The 14,630-nt window shown below is 69.3% G+C and carries 8 protein-coding genes and 2 pseudogenes; 4 read left to right on the top strand and 6 right to left on the bottom strand.

What is annotated here, in order from left to right; genetic code table 11:
• Nucleotides 1-46 precede the first annotated feature (46 nt).
• A complete protein-coding gene (locus OHS18_RS41280) occupies nt 47-1,450 on the bottom strand; it encodes an MFS transporter (protein WP_328614441.1) in 1,404 nt (467 codons plus the stop codon).
• A 25-nt stretch (nt 1,451-1,475) separates the two neighbouring features.
• On the opposite strand from OHS18_RS41280, the gene OHS18_RS41275 reads away from it, so the two are divergent.
• Nucleotides 1,476-1,907, top strand: a complete 432-nt coding sequence (locus OHS18_RS41275) for a MerR family transcriptional regulator (RefSeq protein WP_328443212.1) — start codon at nt 1,476-1,478, stop codon at nt 1,905-1,907.
• Nucleotides 1,908-1,961: 54 nt separating this feature from the next.
• Here the strand turns inward: OHS18_RS41275 and OHS18_RS41270 are convergent, their stop codons facing one another.
• On the bottom strand, nt 1,962-2,735 hold the full coding sequence (locus tag OHS18_RS41270; RefSeq protein WP_328614440.1) for a hypothetical protein: 774 nt from the start codon (nt 2,733-2,735) through the stop codon (nt 1,962-1,964).
• A gap of 124 nt (nt 2,736-2,859) precedes the next feature.
• Here OHS18_RS41270 and OHS18_RS41265 point away from each other — a divergent pair, with 124 nt between their 5' ends.
• Both OHS18_RS41265 and OHS18_RS41260 read left to right on the top strand, forming a co-directional pair.
• Nucleotides 2,860-3,672, top strand: coding sequence for a hypothetical protein (locus OHS18_RS41265; RefSeq protein WP_328614439.1), 813 nt, complete (start codon nt 2,860-2,862; stop codon nt 3,670-3,672).
• A 99-nt stretch (nt 3,673-3,771) separates the two neighbouring features.
• A complete protein-coding gene (locus tag OHS18_RS41260) occupies nt 3,772-4,989 on the top strand; it encodes a GNAT family N-acetyltransferase (RefSeq protein WP_442875311.1) in 1,218 nt (405 codons plus the stop codon).
• A 72-nt stretch (nt 4,990-5,061) separates the two neighbouring features.
• Here the strand turns inward: OHS18_RS41260 and OHS18_RS41255 are convergent.
• Both OHS18_RS41255 and OHS18_RS41250 read right to left on the bottom strand, forming a co-directional pair.
• A pseudogene (locus OHS18_RS41255) lies at nt 5,062-5,356 on the bottom strand (IS256 family transposase); the annotation flags it as partial.
• 210 nt (nt 5,357-5,566) lie between these two features.
• A pseudogene (locus tag OHS18_RS41250) lies at nt 5,567-5,749 on the bottom strand (23S rRNA (adenine(2503)-C(2))-methyltransferase RlmN); the annotation flags it as partial.
• Between the two features lie 405 nt (nt 5,750-6,154).
• Here OHS18_RS41250 and OHS18_RS41240 point away from each other — a divergent pair.
• Nucleotides 6,155-6,946: a hypothetical protein gene (locus tag OHS18_RS41240; RefSeq protein WP_328614437.1), complete on the top strand. Its 792-nt coding sequence runs from the start codon at nt 6,155-6,157 to the stop codon at nt 6,944-6,946.
• A 533-nt stretch (nt 6,947-7,479) separates the two neighbouring features.
• Here the strand turns inward: OHS18_RS41240 and OHS18_RS41235 are convergent.
• A complete protein-coding gene (locus OHS18_RS41235; protein ID WP_328614436.1) occupies nt 7,480-7,998 on the bottom strand; it encodes a hypothetical protein in 519 nt (172 codons plus the stop codon).
• Entirely contained in the window at nt 7,989-14,318 is a 6,330-nt protein-coding gene (locus OHS18_RS41230) for a PA14 domain-containing protein (protein WP_328614435.1), read from the bottom strand. Before OHS18_RS41230 ends, OHS18_RS41235 begins: the two co-directional genes overlap by 10 nt.
• Nucleotides 14,319-14,630: the final 312 nt, after the last annotated feature.

Genomic DNA, 14,630 nt, shown 5'->3' with positions numbered 1-14,630 from the left:
TGTTCTCGGCCGGGGTCCGGTTCTCCTCGGACACGATGACCGGCCTTCACCCCCGCGTCGATCGGCCGCTCGCGGCGTTCGACATTTCTCCGGAAAGATTTTGCGGAGAGATTATCCCGGCGCTCACCACGGCCCGCCGCGAGGTGCTGACCAGGGCCAAGACGATCAGACCGCCGCCGAGCCCGGCCACCACCCAGCCCACGCCGTGTGCCGCGCCGGCGATCGCGACGCCCAGGGTGGTGCCGGTCTGGCGGCCGGTGGAGGCCAGCGAGGCGGCCACGCCGGCCATCGATCCCGGCATCCCGGCCATCGCCGTGTTCGTGATCGGCGGGTTGACCGTGCCGAGGAAGACGCCGAACAGCAGCGAGACGGCGAGCACGGCCGGCAGCGGCGTGGCTGGCCCGAGCCAGGCCGACGCGGCGCCGCCCAGCGCGAGCGCGATCCCGGCCACGACCAGCGGCCACCGCGGTCCGCGCGTGCCGACCAGCCGGCCGGTGACCGGGGACAGCGCCAGGACCAGCGCGCCGACCGGGAGCAGGCACAGCCCGGCGTCCAGCGCCGAGAACCCGCGGACGTCCTGGAGGTACCGCGTCGTCACGAAGAGGAACGCGCCGAACCCGCAGAGCGCGAAGACCGCCATCACGATCGCCCCGCTGAACGAGACGCTGCGGAACAGCCGCAGTTCGAGCAGAGGATCGGCGCGTCGCGGCTCGTACGCGAGAATCCCGGCGACGCCGAGCGCGGCCGCCGCGAGCAGGCCGAGGACGACCGGCGACGACCAGCCGAGGCCGCGTGAGGCGATGATCGCCGCGACGACGCCGCCGAGCACCAGCACCACCAGGACCTGGCCGAGCGGGTCGAACCGGCGCGCGCGAGGCGCCCGGGACTCGGGCACGAACACCGCGGTGGCCACGATCGCGACGGCCACGATCGGGACGTTGACCCAGAAGACCGCGCGCCAGCCGAAGCCGTCGACGAGAAGCCCGCCGAGGATCGGCCCGAGGACCAGCGCGAGCCCGGACATGGCCCCGAACACGCCGATCGCGCGGGCCCGCTCGGCCGGGGCGGGGAAGGTCGTGGCGACGATGGCCATCGCCACCGGGTTGAGCATCGTGCCGCCGACGGCCTGCAGCGCCCGCGCGGCGATCAGCCACCCGATGTCCGGCGCCAGGCCGCACAGCAGCGACCCGGCGCCGAAGACGGCGAGCCCGATCGTGAAGACGCGCTTGCGGCCGAAGCGGTCGGCCATGGAGCCGGCGAGCACGAGGAAGCCGGCCAGCACGAGCGTGTAGGCGTCGATCGTCCACTGCTGCCCGGCCAGGGAGGCGTGCAGGTCGCGGCGGATCGACGGGAGGGCGACGGTGACGATGGAAATGTCCATCACCACGACGACGATGCTGACGCAGCAGGTCGCCAGCACGAGTGCCCGGTTGACGGTCGGAGTGGTCATGGGTGCCGACGGTAGGATTTAGAGCGTGCTCGAAGTCAAATCACCGCCCATCCCGGCGGCGGGGCTGACGATCGCCGACGCTGCCCGCCGCACCGGGGTCAGCGCGCACACGCTGCGCTACTACGAACGCGCCGGCCTGGTGGTCACCCGCGTCGACCGCACCTCCGGCGGCCGGCGCCGCTACCGGAAGCTGGACCTGGACTGGATCACGGTCTGCACCCGCCTGCGCGCCACCGGCATGCCGATCAAGACGATCCGCGAGTACGCCGAACTGGTGGCCGCCGGCCGCGGCAACGAGCAGGAACGGCTGGAGCTGATGGAGGCCCACCGCGCCGAGGTGCTGGCGAAGCTGGCCGAACTGCAGGAGAACCTGCAGCTGATCGACCACAAGATCGACGTCTACCGGGGCCGCCTCGAAGCCGGTGACGCGGATCAGTTGTGGGCGCCTAGGGGCTGAGCGTACGGTCCACCAGCTCGAGCCCGAGGTCCGGTGTGACGCCGTCCGGGTTCGTCAGGCGCAGGTCGCGGCACCACGACTCCGGCGCCTCCGGGTGCGGCGACGGACCTGGCCGTCGAGTTCTGGGTGAGCTGCCTGCGCGCGGCCTTCGTCACCATGAACAGCCGCCGGAAGTCCGACAAGGAACTGCTCACGCTCCTCGACGACGGCCTGGCCGGGCTGCTCGACTTGCCGCGGTACGGCCGCTACCAGCACACCTACGCCGAACTGCTGGCCGCTCACGACGAGCTGATCGCGTCCGTCAAGGACCGCGTCACCCTCCTGCGGCTGGGCGGGACCCTCGAGGAGGAGACCCACGCGCTGTACCGGGCGCTCGCCGAGTCGGCCACGCCGCTGGGCGAGGCCGACCTGCGGCTGCTCGCCGAGCTGGCCGACGGCTGCGGTGACGTCGAGCTCGCGACCGTGCCGGTGCGGGAAAACGGGGCCGTGCTCAACGCCGCCCGGCTGGCCGCGGGGCGGCCGCTGGTCGCCGTCGACACCGTGCTGGACGTGCTGCGCACCGCGTGCGCGGCGAGCGGCGGTGACGTCACGCCGGCCGAACCGACCCGGTTCCGCAGCTTCGCCCGGCGGTTCAAGCGCCTCGGCGAGTACCTGCACCCGCACGAGTACCCGCAGTTCCCGAACGCGCGTGACGTCTTCGCGGTCGCGCGCGGCGGGAAGACGGCCCAGTCGACGGCGAGCCGGGCGGAAGCGGCGTTCGCCGCCGGCGACGTCGCCGGGGCCGCGACGGTCCTCACCGCCGCGCCGGGCCGCCCGCGTGTTCGCCACCCGCGGCCGTCGCGCGTGGGTCACCTAGGACACGCGCCCGCCGCTGCCCCGCGAGGTCAGCACGCGCGCCTGCGCGCTGATCGACGCCGAGCTGACCGCCCGGCTCCCCCGCTACGAGCGCCTGGTGGTCGACCCGGCCGTGCTGGACGTCGCGCTGCCGCTGTCGGGGAAGGCGAGCGAAGACGGGTTCGCCGTGCTGCCGCGCGGTTCCCGCAGCCACGTCGACGGCGAAGTGCTGCGGTTCTTCACGCACTGGCGGCAGACCCGGCAGAGCACCGACTTCGACCTGTCGGCGCTGTTGCTGGACGCCGACTTCCACTACGCCGGGCACGTGTCGTGGACGAACCACCACGACGGCAGCGCGGTGTACTCGGGCGACGTCACCGACGCGGCGGACGGGGCGAGCGAGTTCATCGACGTCCCGCGGGACCCGATCACCGCCGCGTACGTCGTGCCGCAGGTCAACATCTACTCCGGCGAAGGCTTCGACGAGGTCGCCGAGTCGATGTTCGGCTGGATGACGCGCGACCGGGCGCAAGCCGGGGCGCCGTTCGAGGCCCGCACCGTGCGGACCCGCTCGGACATGCGCGGTGGCGGCCGCGTCGCGCTGCCCGTCGTCTTCGCCCGCTGCCACGACGGATCGTGGACCGCGACGTGGCTGCACCTGTACCTGACCGGCTCGCCGAACTCCAACCGCGTGGAGGCCAACCAGGCCGGCACCGCCCTGCTGGTGCGCGGCATGCTGCGGCGCCGGTACCTGACCGTCGCGCACCTGGTCGGCCTGATGCGCGCCGCGGGCACCGAGGTCGCCGAATGGGAGCCCGGCACCGAGCTCGGCGGACCGGTGACGTTCCTCGGCGTCCACCAGCCCGACGGCCTGCCGGCCGGGTCCGAAGTGATCACGCTGGACCGGCTAAACCGGTTGGTGCCGAACTGAACCGCCCGCTAGCCTGAACCGCGCGAGGCCATGAGAGGACTTCCTTCTACTCCTTGTAATGGTTCCTAGTCCCCTCCCTCTCCTCGTAAAGGCCGCTCGATGCTGAAGATCCGTTCCACGACCGACGAGGACTTCGACGTCTTCCTCGAGACGCTCCACGCCGCGTTCGCGCGTTTCCGGGAAACCCCCGTCGAAGGCAGCGGGTTCTGGTGGTCGGCGCTCGAAATGGACCGCGGCCTGCTCGCCGAGACGGCGGACGGGCGGCCCGTCGGCACCGCCGCCGCCCACTCCTTCGAGCTGACCCTGCCCGGCGGGACAGTCACGCCGGCGAGCGGAGTGACCGCGGTCGGCGTCGTGCCCACGCACCGGCGTCAAGGTGTGCTCACCGCGATGATGCGGCACCAGCTCGCCCAGGTGCGGGCCCGCGGGGAGTTCCTCTCCGTGCTGCTGTCCTCCGAAGCCGTGATCTACCGCCGGTTCGGCTACGGCCCGGCGACCTACACGGGCCGGCTGACGGTGCCGCGGCACCGGGCCACCTTCGCCGTCCCCCGGGCCCAAGCCCCGGCCGGCACGCCCGGCTCGATCGAGCTGCTGCGGCGCGCCGAATGCGGCGAGCTCCTGGAAGAGGTCTACGACCGCTACCGCCGCGCCCAGCCGGGCGCGCTGTCCCGGCCGCACCACTGGTGGGTCGCCGGCGCGGGGCAGCCCCCGATCTCCCTGGACCAGCGCTACATCGCCGTCCACCGCGACGCGGACGGCGTCGCGGACGGGTACGCCGCCTACTCGCTCAGCGAGCCCACGACGTTGACGGCGGACGAGATCATCACGTCCGACGACGCAGTGTTCACCGCCCTGGTCCGGTTCCTGCTCGACCACGACCTGGTCACCCGGGTGGTGGTCAAGCACGTCCCGCCCGGGCACCCGCTGCGCTGGCAGTTCGCGGACTTCCGCGCCGGCGAGGAGACCGACGACGGCGACTGGCTCTGGGTCCGGCTGCTGGACATCCCACGCGCGCTGACCTCCCGCGGCTGGTTCACCGACGGCGAACTGGTCCTCGACGTCACCGACCCGTTCCTCGCCGAGCACGGCCGCTACCTGCTGACCGCCCGCGACGGCGAGGCCACCTGCGTCCCGACGGACCGGGAGCCGGACCTGTCCCTGGACGTGAGCGACCTGGGCTCGATCTACCTGGGCGGCACCACGCCGAGCATGCTGATCCGCGCCGGCCACATCCGAGCGCACACCCCATCAGCGGCGACCCTGGCCGACAACCTCTTCCGAGGCGAGCACCCACCGCACTGCCTGCACTGGTTCTGACCGTCCACTATGGACCAGTCCGCTTCACAACCGGGCTTCGGCGCGAAACGCCCGCACTTCTTCCATGGGCCACTCCGAAATCTTCGGGGTCTTGCGTGCCCACGCCGGCTGGATTGCCGAGGCGAACCGCTTGCGCTCACCTGTGTCCGGGTCGAGGCACTTGTCGTTGACTCGCGGCGCCGGCGAGCACCTCCCGTGATGGGTGGTAGCCGTTGCGTACGACCAAGCGGTGGCCGTGCTCGTCACGTTCGTCAGCGGACGCGGTGAGGTAGGCGCCTACCTCACCCGCAGCGCTTCGGCCAGCATCTTCCCGGCCGATCCGACCGATCAACGACACCTCGCCCACGGCCGGGGCGGCCGTGGTCACCGGGTGAGCTTGGGCGTACCTTCCCAAGACACCGCGCCAATGCTGACCCTGAGCATTCCTGATTCAGAAAAGCTTGGTACGGGCGCGAGTGAGGGAAACTCCCGGTATCCGACACCCGATCGCCCGTCTGTGCAGCACCGGGATTGCAGCCACAGGCAAGAGTACTCACTCAGCCGAAGCCACGCGTAGCCCAGGTTCGCTGCGCAGCAGAAGCGAAACAGCGAGCCGAACCTGCATCTTTTCGTCCGCCGGCTTCCGGATCGCCGGCGCCAGACCGACGGTCGACGCCGTCACTGAACGCTGGGAAATGCCAAATCCAGCAGGAGCCGGGTCAACGATCCGGTATATCGCCGATATAACGCGACACGCTCGAGCGAGTCGCCCAGAACAACCCCGACCAGCGGCAGACCATCGTCAATGTCCTGTACGCCTGCCTGGGCATGCCCTACACGCTGCTCGGAGCCGCCCCCGCGGACGACGCCGAAACGGCGCTCATCGAGACCCATCGCGAGCGAACCCAGGAATGCGAGGTGCGGCTCACCACCCAGCGTCTCCTGCACCAACACCTGCAGCCAGGCACGATTCCGAGCATCCGGCGCCGACCCTCTAGCCGGGCATCGACGTTGTTCCTGGTAGCGCTGCCGCTGGTTGATCTTCACAGACGGTGGGACCCGTCGGATCGCGTCCAGCGGGGAGGGCTGGCGGGCCCCGTTGCTCCGGAGCGGGCAGGATGTGGTGCGGGGAGTCGTGCTTGTCGGACGCGCGATCCCTTTCCCGGCCCGAGGATTGGACGCGTAATTGGCACGCTTGTCGGTGTTCACCTTCCAGTACATCGCCATCGACACGGAGGCTGGTGTCACGCCGGAAGAGTTCGAGACCTTCGTGCGCGGCGAAGGCGTTCACCTGCCCTTGTACCCGGGGTGGCGGTGGACTCTGCTGCGCGGGTTGCGCGGAGAACGGACCGGGCAGTACCTGATGTTGTACGAGATCGAGAGCGCCGAGCAGCGCGACCGCTACGTCACGGCCCGGGGTGAGCAGACCGAGCCGGCCCGGCTGTTCTGGGCGCGGCACCCCGAGGCGGAGGCGGTGCTGGCGCGGTGGCGGCGGCTGGGCACGTTCGGTGAGCTGCCGACGTTGTTCACCGACTACCGGCTGCTGGCCGACAACCCGCGGAGCACGGTGACGCCCGGCCCCCGCTACCGCGACCGCCCGGGGGAGGAGCCCGTCGCCCGGGTCGTCGGGATCCACAACCTGGCGTTGCGCGCCGGTGTGACCGAGGAGGTGTTCGACCGCTTCATCGCCGAGAACCACCACCGGATCGACGACTACCCGGACTGGCGGTTCCACGTGCTCAAGGGCGAGCGGGGCAACCGCCTCGACCAGTACGTGATGATGATGGAGATCGCGAGCCTCGACGCGCTGGACGTCTTCTACCCCGAGCCCGACATCGCCACCGGCGAGGCCGCGGAGTTCGCGTCCGCCCACCGCGACACCAAGCAGATGTACGAGGAGTGGAAGCAGCTGGCCTCGTTCTCCGGCTCACCGCAGATCTACACGGACTACCTCGCCGTCGCGGAGAACCCGGCGTAGTCCCGCACGACCGGGACGGGCCCGGAATCAGGTGGTGTGAGGTGGTGGGTGCGGAGCCAGTCGAGGGACCGCCGGCAGCCAGACGTGCTCGGCTGCTCGGTTAGTTCGAGCCGACGAGGTCGCGGACGCCCATCTCGGACGCCTGATCAACGACCACGCCGACCGACTCCGACGGCGCGGCTGCAGGGTATACAAAACACTGACGTCCAGCGGGTCAGTCCAGTCCTCGACGTGGAAGAACTCCCTGAATCCGTCCAGGAGCGGCTTCCACCGGTTGTCCCTCAGCGCGTTGGAGAAGAACCCGTAGTACCGGTTCTGGAGGTCTCCATAGGCACGGCGGGCATGTTCGAGGAACTCCTTCGACCGGTCTTCCATCCCTAATGCAGCCCGCCGAACCCGGTGACCGCCTCGCAACGCCCGGATACCAGCGTCCTGGCGAAGACCTCCGCCGGGACACCAGTGCCGGCCACCGCGCACATTGAGCGGAATTTCACGAATAGCCCTCTGCCAGCCAGCCGTTCTTGGACTAATGCCTATCCTTCGTGCCACCAAGGCACGTCCGACTCGCTGAATAGCATCACGAACGCGGAAACCGGAAAACTACCGTCCGGCGGGTGGAAATCCACGGTCATCTCAATCTCTTCAGCACTGAGCAAGGTCAGCCCGGCATTCCGGAGCAGCTCGATAATCCGCTTCTCTTCCGCAGGCCTGTCTTCACCGAAATCGGTGACCACGTCGTCGCGCGCCAATGGCGTATCGGGGTCGTCGCCGTACGCCAGAAACGCGTACGGCCCGACCGCCGACAACCACAGCAACCAGCCCGATCGGCTCCGCCGATGCGGCGACAAAACGTAAGAGAAACTGACGTCGTCCGTCCGATCAGTCCACTCCTCGACGTCGAGGAACTCCCCGAATCCGCGCAGGAGCGACTTCCACGGGTTGTTCTCCTGAGCGTCGGCGAAGAACCCGTAGTACGGATTCCGGAGATCCCCATAGGCACGGCGAGCATGCTCAAGAAACTCCTCCGACCGGTCTTCCCTCCCTAATGCCATGGCGATCCGTGCATTCCCTTCTTGGGGTGCGTGCTGACGCGCACACTCCACTGCCGCTTACCCGACGAACTGCGGCCGACAGGATACGGCAGCCGGAGTTTCCGGATATTCGGCATCCCCTTCTTGGGCTTGCCGAATGCCGCGCCGAGCCTGGTGTGGAAGTTCGCCCACTTACGGCCGTGGAAGAAGGCCGAAACCTCCTTCTTACCCGTCTTGAGATGGTTGATGTAGTCGGCCGTGCCCTTGATGTGGCCGGCTTGCTTGACGTGGTCGATCTTGCCGGTGAAGCGTTTGACCGCCTTGATCGCCTTGGAGATCTTGCCGCCGACTCCGCCGGTCACCGCGCCGAAGGCCGAGGACGCAGCGGCCGCCCAGTTGCCCTGGACCGCATACCCGACTGCGGCGATGCCGCTGGCGATCGCCCCGATCGGGCCGGGAACCCACGAAACGATCTCGGCGATGGGCGTGACGACCCGCGCCACGGCCTGCACGCCGCTCCACAGCGATCCCCAGAAGCCGTTGCCGTCGAGGTCGTTGGCGTTGATCGGGTCGCCGAGGACGTAGTCGTAGTCGTTGGCGGAGCCGCCCTCGACGGGGTCGACCGAGAGGAACCGGCCCAGCAGCGGGCTGTAGGGCCGGGCCCCCATCTGCACCAGCGACAGCCCACCGGCGTGCTCGTAGGCGCGCTGGTGTTCGCCGAGCCACCCGTAGTCCATCGAGCCTGGCGAATTGTCCGGCACGTTCTGAGCGTCGACCGCGCCGTCCACCTTGAGCGGCTGGCCGTAGGGATCGAAGGTCCGCAGCTCCCCGGCCTGGTGGCCGTCCGCGTCCGTGGACAGGACGAGGTCTCCGCGCACCGACGGGTGGTCGAACGACGGGGTGAACGCCCCGTCCGAGCCGGCCTTGCTCGTGTAGAGCACCCCACCGGGCAACGACAGCGACAGCGACGTGAGCCTGCCGTTGCCGTTGAGCGTGAGGTCGGGGCTGTCCCCGTCGGCGGTGAAGCCGTACCGCACGACCGTGTTGTTGTCGCAGTCGAGCGGATCCCGGCGCACGATGCGGTTGGTGGCATCGCGGCTGTAGGTGACGTCGGCATCGAGCGCCTTGTCCGGTCCGGTGGTCCGGACACCGATGTTGCGGTCCGAACCGTCCCACCGCAGGGTGGTGGTGCTGCCGTCCGCAGCTTTCCAGCCGGTGGTGTTGCCGTCGGCGTCGTAGGTGACGCCGGACAACGCGGTGGCACCTTCGGTGCTCAGCAGCCGGTCCGCGGCGTCGTAGCAGTACCGCGTCTCGGCGGTGCCGGACGCCGTCTGGTCCAGCAGCCGCATCCGGTTGGTGTTGAGACCGGCGTTGGTCTGCGTACCGGCCGGGCAGGTCGCGGCGGCCGCCGAGGTGTAGTCGTAGGTGTAGTGGTGACCGGTGACGTAGGCTTCGGTCAGCCTGCCGATCGCGTCATAGACGTAGTTCGGAGCCGCTGGCCTGGCGTCCACACCCCCCAGCGACTCGTCGACGATGGTGCCCGCCGAGGTGCGGCCGACCTGCGAGACGATGTCTTTGCCGTCACTGGTCTTCCACCCCAGCGACAGTACCTTCGCCCCGTTGTCCTTCGCGATGGACGCCAGCGAGGTCCCGTTCGCGTAGACCACGGACGAAAGTTCGCCGGCGTTGTCGTAATTCACCGTCGCCAGCGTCGTGTCGCCCAGTTTCTCCGTGCGAACCCGGCCGGCGTCGTCGTAGGTGAACGAAACTGTCCGCGGCGGGTCCGCCGGATCGGGCGGGGTGACCGTCGAGGTGCTGGCCCGGCCGGCCTGGTCGTAACCGGTCGTCGTGCGCACGCCGTTGACGTCGGTGTAGGAGCTGATCCGCCCGGCGAGGTCGACGGTGGTGGTGACCGTGCCCTTGTCGTCGGAGATCGAGCTCGTCAGCGGGTCGCCGCCCACGGCGTAGTTGTGCGTCACCGTGCGCGCCGGGGCGTCCTTGCTCGCCGGCACCTTTTCCTCCAGCGGCCGGTCCCGCGCGTCGAAAGTGGTGCAGGTCCATTCCCCGCCTGTGGCCTCGGCGACCACGTGCCCGGACGCGTCGGTCACCAGTTCGTCGACCCGCGCCGGTCCGGACGCGGGGGCCGGCGACGTGGTCAGCTTCGCCATCCCACCTTGGTTGACCGCTTGACTGCCGGGGACACAGGGGTTGGCGCGGGTTTCGGTATCCCCGTAGTAGGTGTAGGTGGTCTTGGCGCCGGTGGCCATGGTCTTGGCGGTCTTGCGGAGGTAGCCGGTGCCGGGAGTTTCGTAGGACACCGAACCGCTGATCTTCAGGCCGGCCGGGTCCGCCAGTCCCGAAGTACCGAGACCGTAGACGGGATCGAGCACGGTGTCGCCGAAGGTGGTGCTCGCGGCCTTGTCCGCGACTCCGGCGGACTCCGACGCCGTCGTCGAAGTCTTCAGGCCGTACCGGGGCTTCAGCGCGGTTCCGGGAACGGGTTCCTCGGCCTTGCCCGGGGCGATCCAGTTCAGGTCGAGTTTGGCGTACCCGCCGTTGTCGTAGTAGTCGATGCGGATCTTCTTGGCTTGCCCCGCCGCGTCGCTGTGGACGGTGGCTTCGCGCACCGTGGGGTTGCTGATCTGCCAGTAGTCCATGACGAGCTGGTCGTCGATCCACATGCGGATGCCGTCGTCGACGTTGGCTCGCAGCTTGTAGTCCCCCGCGGCGGGGAAGACCAGGTCACCGGTGAGCCGCAGTGAGAAGGAGTCCGAACTGATCCCGGGGACGACGTCGTTGCTGTACTCCCACGCGCTCTTGATCGTGCCATCCGCCGGACCGATGCCGGTGCGCTGGACCTTCGGCACGCCGGAGAGCGTCATGTTGTCGTAGTACGCGGCGACCAGGCCGTTGATGCCTTCGTCGTAGGCGTTGTGGCCGTGCGCCATGCCGCCGGGGCAGCTCGCGACCGGCAGCTGACCGGAGAAGCAGGACGCGGGAGCGGGGCCGTAGGAATCCACCGGCCGGTCGGCGTAGTCGTACACGGTCGTCGACTTGCGACCGGCCGCGTCGGTGGTCGACAGCGGCAGGTCGCGGGCGCCCCATTCCTGTGACGAAGTCCGGCCCGCGCTGTCGGTCGTGGACGTTGTTCGATCGGCGCCGTCGTAGGTGACCTTGTCGGCGAACCCGGTCGCCGGGGTCAGGCCCGCGACGTCGGTGAACGTCTGGCGGTTCGCCGGGTCGTACCGGTAGCCCGTTTCGGAACGGGTCCGGCCGGGCGCCGGCGCCGGCTCGACGACCTTGGTGGCCTTCGGTTTGCCCGAACTGCTGTCGTAGGTGATCTCGGACCTGACGTCCGTCGCACCCGAACGCGCCGCGGGATCGGCGGCGATCCAGTCGTTGACCATCGCCGAACGCTGCGAAGTCAGGAGCCCGGCGGAGTCGTAGCCGTAGTCGGTGACCTCCGAGCCCGGGTCCTCGATGCGGCTGAGCCGGCCACCGGTGTACCAGAGCCGGGTCTCGCTCCCGTCCCAGTAGCTGATCCGGCACAGCATCTGCGCGGGTGCGAGCGCGTCGGCACCTGGCGGGGGCGTGGCTCCGCTGTAGCAGTCGTCGCCCACCCGGTTGTAGTGCAGCACGTGGGCGCGGCCGCTGACCGGGTCCTTGATCTGTGCCAGCCGGGACGGCGTCCCGTTATAGATGTTCTGCAAGGAAGCGGGCTTGCGCGAATCGACTGCCAAGGCCTGGGACTCGAGCTTGCCGTCTGCGCCGAAGGTGAAGATGTCACCACCGCCTTGCAGGGTCACCTTGCCGGCGGAGTCCACGGCGAGTACGCCGTCCTCGCCGTCAGGCGCGGTGTAGCCGCCCACGCTCTTCTTCGTCCAGGTGTGCTTCGCGCCGGTGGCGTCGGTTAGCACGATCGTCTGGTCGGTAACCTTGGCCTCGGTATAGCTGGAGCCGTCGCCATCGAGATCGGCGGAGAGCGTCCAGCCCAGCGGGAGCGTCGGCAGATCCGCGGTGTAGAGCCACGCCGGGGGGACGATCTGCGAGGGCACGGTGATGCCGTCCGTGGTCCGGACGAACAGTTTCATCTTCGCTGCGCCGGTGGCTTCGGCGTTCTCCACCTTGATCGGCACGCGCTGCCCGGCGGTCAGCGCGACGCCGGTCGCTTGGGTCCAGTTCAGATCGCTCGCGTTGTTGACCTCGTAGACCTTGGCGCCGTTGATCCACACGGTGCCGCCGTCGTCATGCACCCCGGCGAACTGGTAGGTCCCGGAGACCGGGGCCTGGAAGAACCCCTCCCAGCGCACGACGAACCAGTCCGCGGGCAACGCCGGCGCAAACGGCGAGTCCGTGCCCCAGTCGACGTCGACCTGCGGCTCGGTCCGGGTCAGCACCGGCTGCTGCGCGTCGTTGATGATCCCGTTGTGCGACAGGTCGGCGAAGTAGGACGCCTTGAGACCCTTGCTTTCGACCTGCTGCGAGTTGTAGGTGAAGCTCAGCCCCGCATTGCCGCCGACCGTCGCGAACGACGGAGCGGCCTCCCCCGTGGTGACGTTGCCGTTGGCCAGGTTCACCATGACGGGACCGGCCTCGTCCGTCGGGGACGGGCCGTGGTCGCCGATCCGCTGATCGATCTTGAGGTGACCGATCCACGTCGGGGTGATCGTGGTGGCACCGCTGTACGTCATCACCTGCCAGGTGTAGGCGACGCCGTCCTGCAGGACTCCGGCGGGGATGGTCCATGTGGGAGTGGTGAGACACCCGGACTCGACGACAACACCCGACTTGGCGTCGGCGCCGGTAGCGACGCGGAAGCAGTACTTGACCTGCTCGCCGTCGGGGTCGGTGACCGGGTTGACCGACAGGGTCGGGGTCAGCGACGTCGACACCGCACCGTCCGCCGGGGCGACCAGGGTGGTCGCCGGAGCCGGAGAGCCCGTGTCGACGGTGAGAGTGGCGTTGAGGTTCTTGTACGTCCAGGTGCCGGCGTTCTCCGCGCCGACCATCATGAAGAAGACGTTGCCGTCGCGGGCGTTGACGCGGTCGCGGATGAAGCCGGTCATGCCTTCGCCGACGAAGCTGCCGACGTCGCCGACCAGGGCGCTGGTCATGTAGCCGCCGACGCCGTTGAAGTTGAACGCTGACGCGTGGTACAGGTTCGCGTTCCACGTCTTCAGCGACCCGACCACGCTCGTGTTGCGGGTCAGGTCCATCCGCGCGCCGACCACGGTCTTGCCGAACAGCGGCGAGTAGTCCATGTGGAAGACGCTGCGGTTGTAGGTGTCGCCGTTGGCCTGGCTGTTGCCGATCCGCAGACCGCAGGCGTCGCAGTTCGTGCCGTCGGAGCGGTAGGAGTGCGACTCGGTGACCCCGTAGGTGAAGGTCGGGTCGACCGACACCGGGTACACGCGCTGGGGGTCACGCAGCCAGTTCGGGTCGACCGCGACGGTCAGCCACCAGTCCGAACCGGCCTTGTCCAAGGTGTACACGCCGCCGGTCATCGCCGGTGCGGTCTCGCCGTTGCCCGCGGAATCCCACGTCTCGATCGGCGGGAGCACGATCTTCGCCGCACCGGTCTTGTCGGCCAGGGTGACCGCGCCGTTCTTCTCCAGTTTCGGGGTCAGGTCACCGGTGGTGAGCTTGAACTTCCACGACGACCGCCCGTCGGCCGGCAGCCGCTTGAGCTTGATCGTCTCCTTCACCGCGCCCGGCGTGACTTCGTAGTCCAGGTCCGTGCCGGCGGCGACCTCCGGGTAGGTGACCGAGTCACCCTTCACCGCGGCCGTGGTCGGGGCGGCCTGGTCCAGGGCCAGGCCGGCGGTGTGGCCGCCGGACTCGACCTGCAGCACAGCGGCGTCGTTGGCCTTCGTGGCCAGGGACGGGCTCAGGGGGTGGTTGTCGGCGTCGGCGCGCTTGGTCGCCGGGTCCGTCTCGAGGGTGGTCTGGACCGGTTGCCACTGACCGTGCTCGTCCTGGACGTTCATCGGATGGTTCGACTGCCGCACCGAGTGCGTGCCGTCGGCGTTGACGTACTCGGTGGTGAACATCGTCCGCGACACCGGCGTTGAGCGCTGCGGGTCGAAGTGCGTGCCCGATCCCCCGTCCAACCGGCTTTGCGCCGCGAAATCCGCCTTCGACGGCGCCTGCGGCACCACCGGCGTGGGCGCGGCCGAAGGCAGCAGGCCGACGTCGCGCGGGTCGATCGGCTTGGGTGCCTCGGTCAGACGCGGCGGTGCCGCGATGGCTTCGGCGCTGCCGAGCAGCAGGGTCATCGTCAGGACGAGCACGAGTGCCCTGACCCAGCGGACCAGATGGACAGGACGCGACAAACGCAGCACGCCAGTTCCTCCCCCGGCGACCCCGGCATTCCGCCGTGGTCGCCCCCATTGGCCCCGCGGGACTCAGCTGCCGCTGCGGGGTCGTGCCTGGCTCGCCGCGCACGTGGTGCCCGGTTCGCCCGGGGTCGGGAAGTCCTCGTCCCTCACCCGCAGCAGACATCGGCCAGAGTTCACAGCTGTTACACAGGTTCAGTGAGACGACGATCACAGTTGCCAATCATTCACCGATCCAGTAAATGACCAGGTCACCGCCTTGCAAGAGCCGAAAAGCCGCCGGTTACGATGCCTGCCGGTCCCGCCTTCGCCGGGCCA

The sequence above is a fragment of the Amycolatopsis sp. NBC_00355 genome (genome assembly GCF_036104975.1).
Lineage (GTDB): Bacteria > Actinomycetota > Actinomycetes > Mycobacteriales > Pseudonocardiaceae > Amycolatopsis.
The sequence above is the reverse complement of the archived record's forward strand: the minus strand, read 5'-3'. Positions and strand labels throughout refer to the sequence as shown.

What these genes read in the sequence shown, in the direction of transcription:
- OHS18_RS41280 (WP_328614441.1), bottom strand. Translation starts at nt 1,450, where the DNA reads ATGACCACTCCGACCGTCAACCGGGCACTCGTGCTGGCGACCTGCTGC.
- OHS18_RS41260 (WP_442875311.1), top strand. Translation starts at nt 3,772, where the DNA reads ATGCTGAAGATCCGTTCCACGACCGACGAGGACTTCGACGTCTTCCTC.
- OHS18_RS41235 (WP_328614436.1), bottom strand. Translation starts at nt 7,998, where the DNA reads ATGGCATTAGGGAGGGAAGACCGGTCGGAGGAGTTTCTTGAGCATGCT.